The organism is Bradyrhizobium sp. Crot121, assembly GCF_059512385.1.
This window is the reverse complement of the sequence record NZ_JCAMOR010000060.1, coordinates 1-17,864: the sequence shown is the minus strand read 5'-3', so window position 1 is coordinate 17,864 and position 17,864 is coordinate 1. Positions and strand designations below refer to the sequence as shown.

Genomic DNA, 17,864 nt, shown 5'->3' with positions numbered 1-17,864 from the left:
GAGGTGATTTCGTCCAGCCTCGGACAAATCACATAGTTGCTGCAGCGCAAAATAAAAAGTCCGTATACTGTCATTTCCCGCGAAATCGTGAGGCGGCCGGTAAATTCGTGATCGCAAGATTAATTTGTGATCATGCTGCGCGCCGCATCCATGACAGGAATGCGGCGCAAATGATGATCGACAGCCCAAACAAGGCGCATGCCGCATGCAGCGCCAGCCGTGCTGAGCCTGCTGCTTCGATCGCAAAGAACACGGCGCCAATTGCGGCCACGCCGGCCGCATTTCCGATCTGCGCCGTGGTGCCGTAGATGCCGGAACCCGCGCCCGCGCTCGCGGGTTTCACCGTCGAGAGCACTGCACTCGAGAGCGGCGCCATCACCAATCCTTGCCCGTAGCCGAAGACCATCAGCACCAGCGCAAGCGACGGCGCGGAAGGCGCCTCAACCAGCGCCGCTGTCACGGCAATCGCGGCAAGGCCCACAATCTGCAGCGCGCAGCCCTCGATCAGCACCAGCGTGCCGCGATGCCTGGCCCGTGCGCCGCTATGGCGCGAGGCGACCACGAAGGTGAGCGCGGCCGGCATGAAGACCAATCCGGCCTGAAGCGGCGGAATATGCAGCGCGTTCTGCATGAACATGGTCATGATCAGATAGAATGAGAGATTGGCGAAGAAGAAAAAGAACACGGCAACCAGTCCGCGCATGAAGGCTGCGTCAGTCAGCAGCGCCAGATCGATCAGCGGCATGCCGCCGCCGCGCGCGATCACGCGTTCGAGCCGGACGAACGCGGCGATGATCACAGCGCCGCCCGCCATCACCAGCCACACCCAGGGCGACCAGTGCACGTCATGCCCGAACAACAGCGGTCCGATCAGGCACAGCAATCCCGCAAACAGCACCACCGCGCCGGGAATGTCGAGCCTCGTGCCGGCGCGATGCGGCACCGTCGGCATGATCCTGAGGGCCGCGGCAATGATGACGATGCCGAAGGGCACGCTGACGAAGAACACCGCGCGCCAGCCAAGCCCGGCAAGATCGAGCGTCACCAGCACGCCGCCGAGCAGGAAGCCGGCGGCGCCGGAGAGGCCCAGCACGATGCCGTAGATGCCGAAGGCACGGGCGCGCGCGGAATCCGCAAACAGCAGATGCAGCGTCGCCAGCACCTGCGGCACCATCAGCGCCGCGGTCGCGCCCTGCGCCAGCCGCGCGACGATCAGCTCAGGTCCGGATTGCGCAAGCCCGCACCACAGTGACGCCAGGCTGAAACCCGCAACGCCGGCGACGAACACGTTCCTGGTGCCGTAGATGTCGCCGAGCCGGCCGCCGGTGACCACCAGCGTCGCATAGGCGATCAGGTAGATCGCAATCACGGCTTCGATCTCGGCCGCGCTCGCATGCAGCTCCGCCGCGATGGTCGGGATCGCGACATTGACGATGAAGGCATCGACGCCGAACATGAGTTGCGCCGCGACCACGGTCGCCAACACCCACCAGCGCCGCGAGGAATCCACTGACATAGGCTCACTGACATAGGTGACGATCTGGTGCATGGCAGGGCGTTCCGTTCAAAATCTGTTGTGCGTGCAAGCTACAGATTCGGCACATTCCGGCGATTACCTCCGAGGTAAGCTTCGCACCAGGAATCGTAGGGTGGGCAAAGCGAAGCGTGCCCACCATTGCGGGCGGAATGCTTGATGGTGGGCACGTCGCTGCGCTCCTTTGCCCATCCTACGATCGCGTGCCCCAAAATTCCGAGCGGCGGCATACCGCGCCGGCTGCTCAACAACCATGCATGGCGCGCGGGCTCGGAGCATTGCGTCGGACCTGCCCTGCCCGTAGGGTTGGCGCAACCAACGACAACAATAATCCTGGAGAGAACACCCAATGGCACGCCTGAAATTCGGAGCCTTTCTCGCCCCGCATCACCCGATCGGCGAACATCCGCTGCTGCAATTCCGCCGCGACCTCGATTTCGTCCAGCAGCTCGACGAGCTCGGCTATGACGAGTTCTGGTGCGGCGAGCATCACTCCTCGGGCTGGGAGATGATCGCTTCGCCGGAGATGTTTCTGGCCGCCGCCGGCGAGCGCACCAAGCGGATCAAGCTCGGCACCGGCGTGATCTCGCTGCCCTATCACCATCCCTTCAACGTCGCCCAGCGCATGGTGCAGCTCGACTACATGACCGGCGGCCGCGCCATTTTCGGCTCCGGCCCGGGCGCGCTCGCTTCCGACGCGCACACGCTCGGCATCGACCCGATGACTCAGCGCGACCGCCAGGACGAGGCGATCGCAATCATCCGCCGCCTGTTCAACGGCGAGCGCGTCACCGCAAAGAGCGACTGGTTCGTGATGAACGATGCCGCGCTGCAGATCCTGCCCCTGCAGGAAGACATGCCGTTCGTGGTGGCCTCGCAGATCTCACCCTCCGGCATGACGCTCGCCGGCAAATACGGCATCGGCATCATCTCGCTCGGCTCGATGTCGACCCAGGGCCTGATGGCGCTGCCGCAGCAATGGCAATTCGCCGAGGACGCCGCCAAGAAGGCCGGCACCACCGTGAGCCGGTCGAACTGGCGGGTGCTGCTGTCCTGGCACATCGCCGAGACCCGCGAGCAGGCGCGGCGCGAGGCCGGCGCCGGGCTGATGCGCTGGCACAACGAATATAATGTCGGCACTTTGATGCGGCCCGGGCTGACCGCATTCTCCTCACCGGACGAGGCCGTCGACAAGACTGCTTTCGTCGAGGGTGCGGCCTCCACCATCGGCACGCCTGGCGATCTCGTGAAGATGATCAAGAACCTGGTGCAGGTCTCCGGCGGCGTCGGCACCATCGTCGGCTTCGCCCATGACTGGGCAAATCCGGAAAACACAAGGCGAAGCTGGGACATGGTGGCGCGCTATGTGATCCCCGAGATCAACGGCTTTATCGAGCCCTTGCGCAAGTCGCAGAAATTCGTGATCGAGAACCGCGCGATCTTCGAACGCGCCGGCCAGGCCGTGATGGCGAAGATCATGGAGAACGACAAGGCCGCCGCCGCGCTCGCGCATACCGGCCCCGGCCGTGTCGCGATCCCCACCGTCAACGCGCCGGATCTGCAGGAAGCCGCGAAACACAAAGCGTGAGGGTTCGGTCCACCTCTCCCGCTCGCGGGAGAGGTCGCTGCGCCAAAGGCGGAGCAGGCGAGGGCTTTCTCCACTCAAAGAATGTCAATCGCGGAGACACCCTCACCCCGACCCTCTCCCGCAAGCGGGAGAGGGAGCGCAACCGCCTGCGCTATTGATCCAACGACACTCCGGCTCCATCATTACTGACACACAGTCATGGTGGAGCAATGCCCTTCGACGGCCGCCTGTTGGCGGGAATCAGCGTGCTGGCGGCGGTGGTGCAGACCAAAAGCTTTGCCCGCGCCGCCGATACGCTCGGCATCACCGCCTCCGGCGTCAGCCGGGCGGTTGCGCGACTCGAAGCGCGCGTCGGCGTGCGGCTGTTCGACCGCACCACGCGCTCGGTGGCGCTGACCGACGAAGGCCGCCGCTTCTATGAACAAGTGGCGCCGCTGCTGGCCGGGATCGAGGATGCCGCGAGCACCGCGTCGGGATCATCAGGCGTGGTCCGCGGCCGGCTGCGCGTCGACATCGATCCCTATTTCTCGCGCATGATCCTCTCTGGCCATATCGGCGGCTTCCTGCGCCAGCATCCGGAGCTGACGCTGGAATTGATCACGCGCGAACATGTCGGCGATCTCGTCGCCGATGGCATCGACGTTGCGATGCGCTTCGGCGAACCTCCCGCCGGCCCGCTGATCGCGCGCAGATTGCTGGAGACGCGCGTGCTGACCGTCGCCTCGCCCGGCTACCTCAGGAAGCACGGCCGTCCCAAGCATCCTGGCGAACTGCAGCATCATCCCTGCATCCAGTTCGTCGACCCGCTGTCCGGACAGCTCTTCGAATGGGAATTTCATGCGGGCAAGAAAGTTCTGCCGGTGAAGACCTCGAGTGCGTTGGTGCTGACCGACGTCGGCACCATGATCAACGAATGCATCGCCGGCACAGGGATCGCACAACTGCTGGCCATCGGTGTGCAGCCGCTCTTGGACTCGGGCCGGCTGATCGAATTGTTTCCGGACTGGCCGGGCGAGACCTTCCCGCTCTACGCGCTGCATCCCTCGCGACACCACCCGCCGGCGAAAGTCCGCGCCTTCATCGACTTCGCGCTCAAGGCGGCACAGGGCGCAGCCCGTTCGCATGCGAAGTAATTGATGACCATCGATCACCAGTCACATGACATATCCGCACTGGGATCATCAGTACCTGAGTGAGAGAGTCCATCCAGCAGATCAAACGATCTCGGAAAGGATCGCTCTCAATGGCAACCAGGAAAACCGCTCTCATCATCGGCGCCTCGCGCGGGCTTGGTCTTGCGCTCGCCGAGGAATATTGCGGCCGCGACTACCAGGTGACCGCCACCGTGCGTACCCCGTCGAAAGCGCTGGATGATCTTGCCGCGCGCTTTCCTGTAAGCCTCGAGATCGAGACTGTCGACACGACCGAGCCGGCCTCCGTCAAGGCGCTGAAGCAGCGCCTCGGGAATCGCATCATCGACACCTTGCTGGTCAATGCCGGCATTTGCCTCGCGCGCGAGAACACGCCGATCGATGCTGATGTCAACGACTTCGTCGCGATGATGGTGACCAACGCACTGTCGCCGATGCGCGTGGTCGAAACCTTCGGGGACCAGGTGCCGCCGCGCGGCATCATTGCGGTGATGTCATCCGAGCTCGGCAGCATCGCCGCCAATCGTGGCTTCTGGGAGCTCTATAGCGCTAGCAAGGCCGCACTCAACATGCTGATGAAATGCTTCAGCCAGCGGCATCCCGGTGATCCGCGAGCGATGCTCTTGATCGCGCCGGGATGGGTGCGGACCGAAATGGGTGGCAGCCAAGCAATACTCTCGATCGAGGAGAGCATCCCGGCTGTCGTGACCGCGGTTGAGGCCCGCGCCGGCAAATCCGGCCTGAAGTTCATGAGCCGGCACGGCGACGGCCTGCCCTGGTAGCCGATTTCTACCCGTAGCCCGGGTGAAGCCAACGGGTCGCGCGAACGCGCGCCCGATGACAGGCTCCGCGTTACCCGGGTAACCGTGCCGCCGCATAACAGCCATCCCGGGTTGCGCTTCGCATCACGCGGGCCGCGGGTCGCACAATCGGCGGCGATCATATCGGGCCAAAGGAGAGAGACATGTACACGCTCATGGGAGCCACGGGAAAAGTCGGCGGCGCCACAGCCCGCGCGCTGCTCGCGGAGGGCAAGCGGCCGCGCGTCATCGTGCGGGATCGCGCCAAGGGCGAGAGCTGGGCCGCACAGGGATGCGAGATCGCGATAGCCGATCTCGGCGATGCCAATGCGCTGGGCCGCGCCTTCGAGGGCGCGGAGGCCGCGTTTGTGATGCTGCCGCCGCTGTTCGATCCCTCGCCTGATTGGCGCGAAGCTAAAGCGATGATCGCTACGTTGCGCGCGGCGCTGACACGCGGCGCGCCGAAACGCGTGGTGGCGCTCTCGACGATCGGCGCCGATGCGCAGCGCCCGAACCTGCTCAGCCAACTCGGCCTGCTCGAGCGCGCGCTCTCGACGATCGCCATGCCGGTGGCCTTCCTTCGCGCCGCCTGGTTCATGGAGAACGCGGCATTCGATCTCGCCTCAGCCCGGGATCGCGGCGTCATCACAAGCTATCTGCAACCGCTCGATCGCGCGGTGCCGATGATCGCCACCGCTGACATCGGCAACACCATCGCCGATCTGTTGCAGCAGCAGTGGAGCGACACCCGCATCGTCGAACTCGAGGCCGCCGAGCGCGTCAGCCCCGCGGCCATCGCAGCGGCGTTCTCAAAGGCGCTCGGCAAGCCGGTTCGGGCCGAGGCAGTGCCGCGCGACCAATGGGAAACGATCTTTCGCGAGCAGGGCATGCGCAATCCGCTGCCGAGAATGCAGATGATCGACGGCTTCAACGAGGGCTGGATCGACTTTGCGGACAAAGGCGCCAATGCCCGCAAAGGCGCGGTGTCGATCGACGCCGTGATCGCCGCTATGGTCGACGGCAATACCGCAGCGTGAGCCACCCGTCATTGCGAGCGAAGCGAAGCAATCCACGCCTCCGCTTGCGGCGCTATGGATTGCTTCGCGGTGCTCGCAATGACGATGTGGTTGCCTTCGGTGCGACATAGCAACCCGTCGGGCAAATCAAAAGTCTGTCTATCCCTCACGCGAAAAATAAACCGCTTAACCCGTCGGGCAAATCAGTGATTTAACTCCGCGCGTCTCACGCGAATGAGGGGCGGGTCGCGATCGTCACGAACGTTGCGGTGAGATGCGGTGGACGCGGCTGTTGCGAAAGACGAACGCAACATCAGCGGACGGCGAAGTCGTGTGGTCCTGGCGCCCCGACGCTGGCGCTAAGTTTTTCGCGCGAACAAGTTCGCGCTTGAGATGACGGTGGCAAAAGAGCCCGGTCACCGGGGAGAGCACGAAGTAAGCCGTAACACCATCGCGCAGGGAAAGCCGGAATGCTTCGGTTGAACCTGTGGTCCTACCCCCGTGCTTTTTGCTGCACGGGACCCATGGGTGCAACCAGCACCCGGCTTTCCCTGCGCCCTCGGATGATTGAGGAGGGTGGAAAGTGATGCAAAGCTCGGGCGCATCGCGCCGCGAGAACGCGACCTCACATCCTCACGCTGTTTGAAATTTGAATCATAAGTCACGACGACGCCGTAGGGTGGGCAAAGCGACTTGTCCGCCGTAGCTCGTAGAGCGAAGGCGGAAGCGTGCCCACCATCCCGAGCACGGCGCTGGATGGTGGGCACGGCGCAAGTGCGCCTTTGCCCACCCTACACCTCTGCAACCACTTACTCGCGCCACAACAACATCCTGTGGTTATGGGTCTCCGCCTTCGCGGGGACGACACCGGCGCTAGATCTATCCCCCGCCCTGATCAAACGCCTTGCGGAGGGCAACGTAGCCCTGCTGCTGCTGGGTCCAGTTGCGGCCACCGGTGATGGCGCCGTCGATGACGAGGTCGTGGCCGTTGATGAAGGAGGATTCGTCGCTGGCGAGGAATACGGCGGCGTGCGCGATGTCGTCGGGCAGGCCGGCGCGCGGGATCGGCTGCGCGGTCTTGTAGACCTCGCGCATCACGGCCGGCGTCTTCTCGGCGGCGTCAGTCGACAATCCCAACGCCTTGCCGAAGATGCCGGTCGCGATCGCGCCGGGCGAGATCGAGTTGACGCGGATGCCGGACTCGCCGAGCTCCATCGCGACGCATTTGGTCAGATGGATCACCGCGGCTTTTGCCGCGCCATAGACCACCGAGGACGAAAAGCCGGCAAGCCGTCCCGCGATGCTGCCATTGTTGATGATGCTGCCGGAGCCCTGCTTCTTCATGTGCGGCGCGACATGCTTCATGCCGAGCATGACGCTGCGCACCAAGGTCGCCATCGCGGCATCGAAACGGTCGACCTCCAATCCCTCGATGCCGCCGGTCTGCGCCGGGCCGCCGGCATTGTTGAAGAGGCAGTCGACCTTACCGAATTTTTCCAGCGTCAGCCCGATCAGCGCCTTCATCTGCTCTTCCACGGTGACGTCGGTCTGGCGGAAGATGCAGTTGGCGCCAAGCGCCTTGGCCAAGGCTTCGCCTTCGGCGACGCGCCGCCCGGCGATGACGACCTTCGCACCCTCGGCAACGAAAACCTCCGCCGTGCGCAGGCCGATGCCGCTCGTGGCGCCCGTGATCACCGCGACCTTGCCGTCCAACCGTCCCATGTCATTACCCTCTTAAGTTGTCGATCGAATTCCATGAACTGGGATATTCCTGCCACAGGCGGAACAAGGCAAGCGGACTGTTCGGTGCACAACGCCGCCGGCTGTGGCCTGCGGCCCTCTGCCGGCCACAAATCGCAGCTTACCCGTCGGTTCGGCCTTATTTTGGATTCGCTGATCACCTGAAGTGATAAAGCCATGAAGAGATTGATCGACGAGTTCAGGTGCGGCTGGCGCGGGGATGCCCCGCCATCGCTCGCGCTCGGCATCGGCTTTGCGATCACCTGCCTGGCGCTGGCGACGGCGGTCCGCTGGGGCCTGTCCCAGCTCCGCCCCGACGTATTCTTCACGCCGTATTTTCCGGCGGTGTTCTTCGCCGGCGCGTTCGGCGGCTTGCGCATCGGAATCCTGACCGCGCTTGCGGGCGGCCTGCTCGGCCTCGCCCTCAATTTCGGCAGCACGGTCACCGATCCGACGCGGATCGCGTTGCTTTTGATGTTCTGGGTGGTCTGCGGCCTGACGATCTGGGGCGTCGAGCACTACCGCTCGATCGTCGCCGAGCAGCAGCGGATCGCCAAACGCCTGATCGGCGAGCAGGACTACCGCAAGCTCGTGGTCGACGAATTGCAGCACCGGCTGAAGAACAAGTCCTCCACCATTCACGCCGTGCTGCACCAGGCGCTGCAGGACCAGCCGCAGATCTGGAGCCGCATCGATCATCGCATCCGTGCGCTGTCGGCGACCGACGATTTGATCGCGAAGGTTGACGGCAACGGATGCGATATCCAGGACCTCCTGATCTCCGAACTTGGTCCCTACGGCCACGTCCGGTTCAGCCTGAACGGCGATCGCCTGTTCCTGCCGGCGAAGCTGGCGGTGAGCCTGGCCTTGATCTTTCATGAACTCGCCACCAACGCCGGCAAGTATGGCGCGTTTTCCTCCGCGCGCGGCTTCCTGCAGGTATCATGGTCGGTATCCGACGATCGCCTCACCATCACCTGGGACGAGACCGAGGGCCCGGCCGTAGAGAAGATCGGCGAGCCGGGCTTCGGCACCAGGCTTTTGAAATCGGCGCTCAGGCCATTCGACGGCAAGACCGACGTCAGCTATCTCAAGACCGGTATTCACTGCACCATGCAGTGCCGGATTCCCACGGCTTGAGCGCGCTTTTTCGCGCTCCGCGCCGAAGCGAAGGTGAAACGAAACACAGCCGCAAGCACTCGATGATCGGGTTGACGCTCTGTTAATAACGATTGAGGCAGCGCCTGTTGAAATCTCCTATCGACACAGATGTCGCGGTTTTTCTCAGTTCCACTTAACCAAAACTACAAGGGACTTTGCCAAGTTCGCGCGCATGCACAGTCCCACAAAGCACGACTTTCAGATGGCCACGGCGGCCACGAATGAGAGCGAACTCCATTCCGAATTGCGGATTCTGCGCGATGTCGTCAGGCTGTTGCCTGCGGGCGTCACGGTCCAGGACGAGCACGGCGACTTCCTGGTCGTTAACGATGCCGCCGCGGCGCGCTTCCAATTGGCAAGCGATGCAATGGCCTCGCAACTCGACGAGCGCCGCGAGACCTGTCTCGAATTGCTACGGAACGGCCGCTCCGCCGTGCTGGAGGAAGCGGTTGCTTCCGGCGCGACCAGGCAGGTGTTCCTCACCGCGCACCGGCCGGTGCGGATCGCCGACCGCAGTCTCCTGCTGTCGACCTCCGCAGACATCACCGAGCAGAAGGCGTTCGAGGATCAGCTATTCCGCTCCGCCTATTATGACGAACTGACCGGCCTGCCGACGCGCCGGGTGATCGAGCACCGCGTCAACAGCCTGTTGCGCCGTGACGATGCAGACGGCCATTTCGCGCTCGCCTTCCTCGACATCGACAATTTCAAGCACATCAACGACTATTACGGCCACGCCATCGGCGACGCGCTGCTGGTCGAGATGACCCGGCGGCTCAGCCTGTCCTTGCGCGAGACCGACATCCTGTCGCGCATCTCCGGCGACGAATTCCTGCTGCTGCTCAATCCGATCCAGACCGAGCAGGAGGTCGCTGACTACATCGAATTCATGCTGCAGCGGTTGAAGGCGCCGTTCTTCATCGACCAGTCGGAGATCTTTGCCTCCACCTCGATCGGCGTGAGCCTTTATCCCGAGCATGGCCGAAGCTACGACGAGCTGCGCCAGAACGCCGACATCGCGATGTATCGGGTCAAGCACGGCGGCAAGGGTGCCGCGGCCTTCTTCGACGCCAGCATGGAGGTCGAGGCCATGGCGCGGATGAAGATCGAGCAGTCGCTGCGGCTCGCGATCCTGGAGAAGCGCTTCTGTTGCGCCTTCCAGGCCAAGGTCGATCTCAGGACGCAGGAGGTCAGGGGCATCGAGGCGCTGGTGCGGCTGCGCGACAATGAGGGCGTGATCCAGGCGCCCGGCACTTTCGTCAACCTCGCCGTCGAGCTCGGGCTGATCGACGAACTGACCCATCTGGTGCTGGCGGAGATCGTGAGATCGATCGACCTGATCAACAACACCTTTGGTCCCGACGCTTCCATCAGCATCAATGTCGCGGCCAAGCAGGCCGCCAATCCCGAATTCATGCGCCCGTTCGCCCGCGCGCTCGAGGAGACGGGATACCCGAAGCGCTTCATGATCGAGGTGACGGAAGACGCCTTCGTCACCAAGTCGCATTTCCAGGAGGAGATCCTGCCGATACTGCGCCGGATCGGCGTCGGGATCTCGATCGATGATTTCGGCATCGGCTATTCGTCGCTGTCGGCGCTCGCCGACATCACCGCCGACGAGATCAAGATCGACCGCTCATTCATCACCGACATCCATAAGCGCCCGCGCAGCCAGGGCATCCTGCGGGCGATCGAGTCCTTGAGCGAGGCGCTCGGCATGACCGTGATCGCGGAAGGCATCGAATCCTACGAGGAACTGGCCTACCTGCAGGCCGCGACCAAGATCCGCTACGCCCAGGGTTACTATTTCTCGAGACCGATCTTCCTGGACGACCTCAAGCCGTCGATGCCGCTGACGAGCGAAGCGCGGGCGCACCTGGCGAGCCGGGCGATGGAGGAGGCGCGTCCGGCTTACACCCGGACAAGCAGGTATCGGCGCTGAGCACTGGCGTCCCTACAACCATTGCGAGGAAATACTGCGAGATCCCAATTAAGCGTTGAGTAACCGGATTTCCTAACCGCTTGTGACAATTTTCCGTTGTATCCCTGCCTCCCGGGAATTCGGGAATGCGCAATCCTTCAAAGCACATCCATAGGATCATCCTTCGCGCGAAGGTATTCCGCCGCCATTTCGCCGCGACGATCCGCGGCCCGGTGCTGTGGCTGACACTCTGCGGCGGATTGCTGGTGACCGCGATCTTTGCCGGCACCATCCTGATGGTCGGCCAATTCCGTGAGCGCGCTCTGCACAACAGCGAGCGCGAACTGGAAAATACCGTGCTGATGCTGACGCGCCATTTCGACCAGCAGTTCGAAGACTCCGCGACGATCGCTTCCGACCTGATCTCACAATTGCGGATTCCGGAGCTCGCCTCGTCGGAAGCGTTCAAAGAACGGATGTCGACCGCCGAAGTGCACCATGTGCTGAGATCGAAGGGCCTGTCCTATCTCGGCGACGTCTCGCTGTTCGATACCGACGGGCACATCATCAACTGGTCCGGACCGCTGCCGGCGCCGAAGCTCGACATATCCGAGCGCGCCTACTTCAAGAGCTTCAAATCCAACCCGACCACGGAGACCGTTCTCGCCGAAGCAGTCCGCAGCTATCGCAACGGCAAACTCAGTACCGTGATTGCCCACCGCCTGACCGGGCACAACGGAATCTTTCTCGGGATCATGACACGACGCATCGATCCCGCGAACTATGAGAAGTTCTTTGCTTCCGTCGCTCCAGGCGAGAGCGCCACCATCGCCATGTTTCACGCCGACGGGACCTTGCTCGCCCGTCATCCGCGCATCGATGAGATGATCGGACGGAATTTCGCTTCCGCCCCGCTGATGCGAGAGGTGCTGGCGAAGGGAGGCCAGCATACCCTGCGCATCGAAAGCCCGGTCGATGGAATGAACCGGCTGGGCTCGGCGGCGCGGCTCGGCCATTTTCCGGCGGTCGTGGTCGCAACCAATTCCATCGACGCAGCGCTCGCCGACTGGCGTGCGCAGACCAAATTCCTGATCGTCGCCGCGGCGCTCGGCGCCCTGGTGATCGCAGGCGTGCTGTTCCTGATCATCCGCGAGATCAACAAGCAAAACCGCCAGGCGCGGCAACGGCTGAAGGCGGAGCGGCAGCGGCTCGATACGGCGCTTAACAACATGATCCAAGGGCTGGTGCAGTACGACGCCACTGGGCGCATCGTCGCCTTCAACCGGCGCTATCTGGACATGTTCCAGCTCTCGACCGACGTCGCGAAGCCGGGATGCCATTTCCGCGACCTGATGCTCCACCGCCAGGCGAAGGGATTGTTCGACGGCGATGTCGACGAATTCTGCACCTCGGTCATGGACAATATCGCCCAAGCCCAGGTTGATCGCCGGCTGATCGGTTGCGCGGACGGCCGCTGGTTTTCGGCCATCAGCACGCCGCTCCAGCACGGCGGGTGGATCACCACCGTCGAGGACATCACCGAGCGCTGCAGGCTCGAGCAGGAGCGTGACCGGAACTTCGCGTTCCTGCGCGAGATCATCGACCACATCCCCTCGCAGATCACCGTCAAGGATGCGCAGGACCGGCGCTATCTCCTGGTCAACCGAGTTGCCGAGGAGCAGTTCGGCATTTCGCGCGAGCTGATCTTCGGCAGGACCGCATTCGATGTCTTTCCGGCCGCCTCCGCGCGAATAATCACCTCGGACGACGAAAGGTTGCTGGGATCCACCGACGGCTTCTACAGGGACGAACACCTCTGGAAGACCCAGGCCAAGGGCGAACGCTACATCACCTCGAAACGTATCGGCATCCGCGATCAGGCCGGCGCGACGCGCTATATCATCAACGTCGTCGAGGACGTGACCGAACGCAAGCTCGCGAACGAAAGGATCACCTATCTTGCGCATTACGATGCGCTGACCGATCTGCCGAACCGCGTGCTGTTCCGTGCGCAGATCGCACGCGAGCTCGAAAGGGCAATGCGCGGAGAACGGTTCGCATTGCTTTACATCGATATCGACGAGTTCAAGGCGATCAACGACTCGCTCGGCCATCATGTCGGCGACGAGTTGCTGAAGACGGTGGCTGCACGGATCAAGGCCTGCCTCAAACCCGGCGACCTGATCGCCCGGCTTGGCGGCGACGAATTCGCGGTGATCCAGACCGCCGTTGATGCAACGCCTGATGTCGCGGAATTCGTGACGCGGATCCATGGCGCGATCCGGCAACCTTGCGATTGCCTCGGGCATCATCTTTCCACCGACGCCAGCATTGGCATCGCGCTGGCGCCGCAGGACGGCACGGAGCTCGACCAGCTCATCAAGCACGCGGATCTGGCGATGTATGCCGCCAAAGCGGGCGGGCGCCGGACCCATCGCTTCTTCGAGCCGGCAATGGATGAAAGCGCCCAGGCCCGCCTCGCCATGGAGCAGGACCTGCGGCAAGCCATGGTGGAAGGCGGTTTCGAAATCCACTACCAGCCGCTCTTGGACTTGAGGACCAATCAGGTCGCGGGCTGCGAGGCCCTGTTGCGCTGGCGTCATCCGGAGCGCGGCATGATCTCTCCTGCCGAGTTCATTCCGGTGGCCGAAGACACCGGACTGATCAACGAGCTCGGCGACTGGGTGCTACGCACGGCCTGCACGGAAGCGGCCGCCTGGCCATCCCACATTCGGCTCGCCGTCAACGTCTCGCCGGTTCAGCTCAAATGCGAAACACTGGCGTTGCGGATCACGGGCGCGCTCACCGCCTCCGGCCTCGCGCCCGGTCGGCTGGAGATCGAGATCACGGAGGCGGTGCTGATCAGGGACGATGAAGCCGCGCTCGCGATCCTGCATCAGCTCCGCGCCATCGGCGTGCGCATCGCGCTCGACGATTTCGGCACCGGCTATTCCTCCTTAAGCTATCTGAAGCGGTTTCCGTTTGATAAGATCAAGATCGACCGATGCTTCGTCAGCGACATCGAGGTCGACGGTTCCTCAACCATCGTGCAGGCGGTGGTGAATATCGCTGCGTCGCGCAACATGACCACGGCGGCCGAAGGCGTCGAAACCGAGCAGCAGCGAAAACTATTGCGCGAGCTGGGCTGCACGCAGATGCAAGGCTTCCTGTTCAGCGCACCGAAGCCGGCATCGGAGATCAGGCGATTGCTCGACATGGACCAGATGGCGGCGCGGGTTTTGGCCTAGAGTCGATCGGGCGGCTATCTTGCGCGACGGCGATGGCGTACAAATATGGGGTGCGAGCCCGACCACGAGGCAATCTGGCCATAAGGCAATGGCGAGCGAACCCATGTCCCCTCTTTCCATCCTCCTCAATGTGCTCTGGATCCTGATCGGCGGCGCGTGGATGGCGTTTGGCTGGCTTGTCGCCGCGATCATCATGGCGATCACGATCATCGGCCTGCCCTGGGCACGCGCGGCCTTCAATATCGCTGTCTATACCCTGTTGCCGTTCGGTTCGCGAGCCGCGCGCCGCGACGAAATCACCGGCGTGAGCGACGTCGGGACCGGCCCGCTCGGGCTGATCGGCAACCTGATCTGGTTCGTGCTCGCGGGCTGGTGGCTTGCGCTCGGTCACCTCGTCACGGCGATCATCTGGGCGGTCACCATCATCGGCTTGCCCTTCGCCTGGGCGCACCTCAAGCTTGCCGGCATCGCGCTGTGGCCGATCGGCAAGACGATCGTACCCGCTTGATCCGTTACGCAGCCAAGCGGCCGCGATTGTTCTGGGCAAAGATCGGGCGGATCAGCCGCCCGAAACGCTCGGCCTCTTCGTCATGCAGATAGCCGGACAGGCAGAAGGAATGGCAGCCGGCATCGATGAATTGCTGCAGCATGTCGGCGCATTAGAGGGGATTGCCGACCACGGCAATGCCGGCGCCGGGCCGGACCTTGGTGATGCCGGTCCACAGATGCGGCAACAGGAAATCGCCATGCTCGCGCGCAAGCTGCTGCACCCGTTGATTGGCCGCTGAATTGTTGTAGAGCGTCTTCATCTCCTGTTTCTGCCGTTCGGTAGCGTGACGCACCAGGCGGTCGGCCGCCTCCCACGCATCCGCTTCATTCTCGCGGCAGATCACCTGCAGTCGCATGCCGAAGCCGATCTCCTGCTCGCGGCCGTGGCTGCGCGCCAGCGCCCTGATTTCGGCGACGCTCTGCGCGATGCGCTCCGGCAGGTCGCCCCAGAACAGATGCACATCGGAATGTTTCGCCGATAATTCCCACGCCTGCCGCGAGCCGCCGCCGAGATAGAATTTCGGAAACGGCTGCTGCAGCGGCCGCGGCCAGATATGCGCGCCCGACAGCGAGTGGAACCTGCCATTGAAATGCACCGGCCCGCGCGTGGTCCACAGCGCCTTCAGGATCGAGACCTCCTCGTCCATCAGCGCGTAGCGTTCTTCCTTGGCGTAACGGATACCCTCGGCTTCGACCTCGCTCTCGTTCTGGCCCGCGATCAGGTTGATACAGATGCGCCCGCCCGACATCTGGTCGAAGGTCGAGATCATCTTGGCAAGCAGCACCGGATTGATGTGGCCGGGACGCGCCGCGATCAGCGGCTTGATCGTCGACGACCGCGCCGCCATGAAGGCGCCCGTGATCCAGGCCTCCCAGCACACCGAGCCAACCGGGATCAGCAAATATTCAAACCCCGCCGCTTCGGCGGCCTGCACCACCCGCTCGCAGAGTTCCGGCGAGCCCGCCACCTGGGCTTCCATCAGCCCATAGGCGGTGGTGTCGCCATGCGTCGGCAAATACCAGCCAAATTCGAGCGGACGCATGACGATCTCCCCAAGCAGATGGCGCTTTTCGCGCGGTTCTACCGGCAGTTTACAGCCTGCATCTCGCCAGACAATCGCTCTCAAGACCGTTGCCGATGGGGGACCAATCGGCTAAATGAACCGTCAGGCACCCGTAGCTCAGCTGGATAGAGCGTTGCCCTCCGAAGGCAGGTGTCAAGCCAGTTCTTGCAGAAGTGGGAGCGGAAAGAGGATTGGAATACAAAGGCTTGCGAGACTGACGTTCGTCGCTTCACTCTCGCAAGAATTTCGCGTAAGCACTGCGTAAGCAGTAGGCACCCGTAGCTCAGCTGGATAGAGCGTCGCCCTCCGAAGGCGAAGGCCACACGTTCGAATCGTGTCGGGTGCGCCACATCTTTGAATGGTGCCGCATTGGGGCACACCTTCCGAAAATCGACTGATGCGATTCAGCAAATCCGACGCCCTGGCAGATGAAGGTGTGGCGGCGGTTAGTATGCTGTTCAACCGGCTGGGGTGGATTTTCAGAGAGTATTCTAAGCGTGATGTCGGCATAGATGCGCAAGTCGAAATCTGCCGAGACGGGTTTGTCACTTCTCGTCTCCTGGCCTTACAAATCAAAGCGGGCGAATCTTATTTCACCGAGCCAACCGTAGACGGGTGGACCTATCGCGACGACAAGCATCTGGACTACTACCTAGCGCACTCGCTTCCTGTACTCGTGGTCTTGTACCATCCGAAGAACAGAGAAGCTTGGTGGCAGCACGTTTCCGAGGAGACGACTCGGCGAACCGACAAGGGTTGGACGCTAAGCGTGCCGCGGGATCAACGAGTCGGCGAGCAGGCGCGAGTCTCTCTCGAAGAGATCGCTCAAGTAGTTACGGCTGAGCAGAGGGTGAAGATCGGAGCCGTGAAGCCTCTCCGCCCTGGCATCGCGGATTTCGCCTCGATCTCCGACGTGCTTCATTCGGCAAGGCGAGAGCTCCTTTTTGTAAGTCCTTACATCTCGTCTGAGTTCATTGCGATTTTGGATTTCCTCAGCACGCGGGTGCCAGTGCGCGGTGTTGTGGCCGAAACACCAATCTCACTTGAGGCGGCGTCCATTCTCGCTGACCGGTCGCAACTCGCGCTCAGGTGCTTTGCTCGCCAGTCCGGAATGCTTCATGAGAAGTTGATCATTGTAGACAGAAAGGTTGTCTGGGTTGGCTCCGCCAATCTCACTTGGCGCGGCATTATGAAGGCGCTTGAAGTGTTGCATGCCTCCACAGACGGAAAGACAGTGCGGAACGGCATCCATCGCTTCGAAGATATTTGGAATAGATCCGGGCCCCTGAGCACCGTCGTTCGAGAACGCTCGAAATCGGACGCGGCTCCAGCCCTCAAATGATGGCGACGAATACATCATCACAAGCTGACGTGCCATTTCGTCTGCTCGAGTAAGACGAAAGCAAGGTCAGATCGTGTAGACGGAATTACCGATACCGACATTCAGTTCGGGGATCCGATCGACGGCTTTTCCTTTCGTCGAGCGCATCGAGCTTTCGGCACCATATTCTTGAATGTGAAATCCGTCCTCCGACCCCACGTTCCCAACCTACGGTTTGCGCGGTGACTACCGGTGACATCGCAGAACTAACTGCGACAGCCGTTGTCGCGCCATTTTCAGGCCGTGCTATTCCTTCCAACGGATGGATAACAATGGAGAAGCCGTGCGGCGGAGAGAGTGTCAGTCAATCCCCCTTGAAAGATAAGGCATTTTCTACCTTCCTAGGCCGAAACCTACCGTTTGAGCCACGGCCCGAGATGGAATTCGCCGCCAGCAAAAGCCTGTTTTGCCGATAGATTTCGGCTAGGCGCGACTGGGGCCCGGCAGCCAATGCATGGTGGCCTTGACCTTGCGTCCGCCCGGCGTTGCCGCCGCGGGTCGCGCAATCATAGGTACAACGCAGTTCGACCACCGCCGACGTCGTTCTTGATGACGCCGGTGCATTTCATGAGATGGGCGTAGGCTCAGGGGGAGCGCCAGAATGCGATAGTGTCTTCTTAGAGCGGACAATCCAGTTGAAATGCCGGCGGTCTCTTTTCCACGAGAGCCGCAAGGCCTTCCTTCACTTCCGGTCCTGTAAATCCCATGAAT

Annotated in this window: 13 protein-coding genes and 1 tRNA gene; 10 read left to right on the top strand and 4 right to left on the bottom strand. The window is 62.5% G+C overall.

What is annotated here, in order from left to right; all coding sequences use genetic code 11:
• Positions 1-130: 130 nt before the first annotated feature.
• On the bottom strand, positions 131-1,549 hold the full coding sequence (locus AC5ZGW_RS34170; protein ID WP_130231157.1) for an MFS transporter: 1,419 nt from the start codon (positions 1,547-1,549) through the stop codon (positions 131-133).
• A 334-nt stretch (positions 1,550-1,883) separates the two neighbouring features.
• Here AC5ZGW_RS34170 and AC5ZGW_RS34165 point away from each other — a divergent pair, with 334 nt between their 5' ends.
• The 4 genes from AC5ZGW_RS34165 (at position 1,884) to AC5ZGW_RS34150 (ending at position 6,110) form a co-directional block, all read left to right on the top strand.
• Complete coding sequence (locus tag AC5ZGW_RS34165) at positions 1,884-3,122, top strand: LLM class flavin-dependent oxidoreductase (protein ID WP_130231155.1); 1,239 nt, start codon at positions 1,884-1,886, stop codon at positions 3,120-3,122.
• A 209-nt stretch (positions 3,123-3,331) separates the two neighbouring features.
• Complete coding sequence (locus AC5ZGW_RS34160) at positions 3,332-4,255, top strand: LysR family transcriptional regulator (RefSeq protein WP_130231153.1); 924 nt, start codon at positions 3,332-3,334, stop codon at positions 4,253-4,255.
• Between the two features lie 110 nt (positions 4,256-4,365).
• On the top strand, positions 4,366-5,055 hold the full coding sequence (locus tag AC5ZGW_RS34155) for an SDR family NAD(P)-dependent oxidoreductase (RefSeq protein WP_130231151.1): 690 nt from the start codon (positions 4,366-4,368) through the stop codon (positions 5,053-5,055).
• Between the two features lie 182 nt (positions 5,056-5,237).
• Positions 5,238-6,110 carry an NmrA family NAD(P)-binding protein gene (locus tag AC5ZGW_RS34150; RefSeq protein ID WP_130231149.1) on the top strand — a complete coding sequence of 291 codons (873 nt, stop codon included), beginning with the start codon at positions 5,238-5,240 and terminating at the stop codon, positions 6,108-6,110.
• A gap of 858 nt (positions 6,111-6,968) precedes the next feature.
• On the opposite strand, the gene AC5ZGW_RS34145 is transcribed toward AC5ZGW_RS34150, so the two are convergent.
• Positions 6,969-7,811, bottom strand: a complete 843-nt coding sequence (locus AC5ZGW_RS34145; protein WP_130228837.1) for an SDR family NAD(P)-dependent oxidoreductase — start codon at positions 7,809-7,811, stop codon at positions 6,969-6,971.
• 195 nt (positions 7,812-8,006) lie between these two features.
• Between AC5ZGW_RS34145 and AC5ZGW_RS34140 the strand changes: the two genes are divergently transcribed.
• The 4 genes from AC5ZGW_RS34140 to AC5ZGW_RS34125 all read left to right on the top strand — a co-directional run bounded on the left by AC5ZGW_RS34140 (position 8,007) and on the right by AC5ZGW_RS34125 (position 14,667).
• On the top strand, positions 8,007-8,969 hold the full coding sequence (locus AC5ZGW_RS34140; protein ID WP_130228836.1) for a sensor histidine kinase: 963 nt from the start codon (positions 8,007-8,009) through the stop codon (positions 8,967-8,969).
• A gap of 223 nt (positions 8,970-9,192) precedes the next feature.
• A complete protein-coding gene (locus AC5ZGW_RS34135; protein WP_245474974.1) occupies positions 9,193-10,932 on the top strand; it encodes a putative bifunctional diguanylate cyclase/phosphodiesterase in 1,740 nt (579 codons plus the stop codon).
• A 125-nt stretch (positions 10,933-11,057) separates the two neighbouring features.
• Positions 11,058-14,159, top strand: coding sequence for a bifunctional diguanylate cyclase/phosphodiesterase (locus AC5ZGW_RS34130; protein WP_130228834.1), 3,102 nt, complete (start codon positions 11,058-11,060; stop codon positions 14,157-14,159).
• A gap of 103 nt (positions 14,160-14,262) precedes the next feature.
• The gene (locus AC5ZGW_RS34125; RefSeq protein ID WP_028162454.1) at positions 14,263-14,667 is read left to right on the top strand and encodes a YccF domain-containing protein; all 405 of its coding nucleotides are present in this window, start codon (positions 14,263-14,265) and stop codon (positions 14,665-14,667) included.
• 4 nt (positions 14,668-14,671) lie between these two features.
• On the opposite strand, the gene AC5ZGW_RS34120 is transcribed toward AC5ZGW_RS34125, so the two are convergent.
• The gene (locus tag AC5ZGW_RS34120; RefSeq protein WP_207231107.1) at positions 14,672-14,809 is read right to left on the bottom strand and encodes a hypothetical protein; all 138 of its coding nucleotides are present in this window, start codon (positions 14,807-14,809) and stop codon (positions 14,672-14,674) included.
• A gap of 9 nt (positions 14,810-14,818) precedes the next feature.
• Complete coding sequence (locus AC5ZGW_RS34115; protein WP_207231106.1) at positions 14,819-15,751, bottom strand: LLM class flavin-dependent oxidoreductase; 933 nt, start codon at positions 15,749-15,751, stop codon at positions 14,819-14,821.
• Positions 15,752-16,044: 293 nt separating this feature from the next.
• Between AC5ZGW_RS34115 and AC5ZGW_RS34110 the strand changes: the two genes are divergently transcribed.
• A tRNA-Arg gene (locus AC5ZGW_RS34110) sits at positions 16,045-16,121 on the top strand.
• A 48-nt stretch (positions 16,122-16,169) separates the two neighbouring features.
• Positions 16,170-17,114 carry a DUF4365 domain-containing protein gene (locus AC5ZGW_RS34105; protein WP_165435463.1) on the top strand — a complete coding sequence of 315 codons (945 nt, stop codon included), beginning with the start codon at positions 16,170-16,172 and terminating at the stop codon, positions 17,112-17,114.
• Positions 17,115-17,864 lie beyond the last annotated feature (750 nt).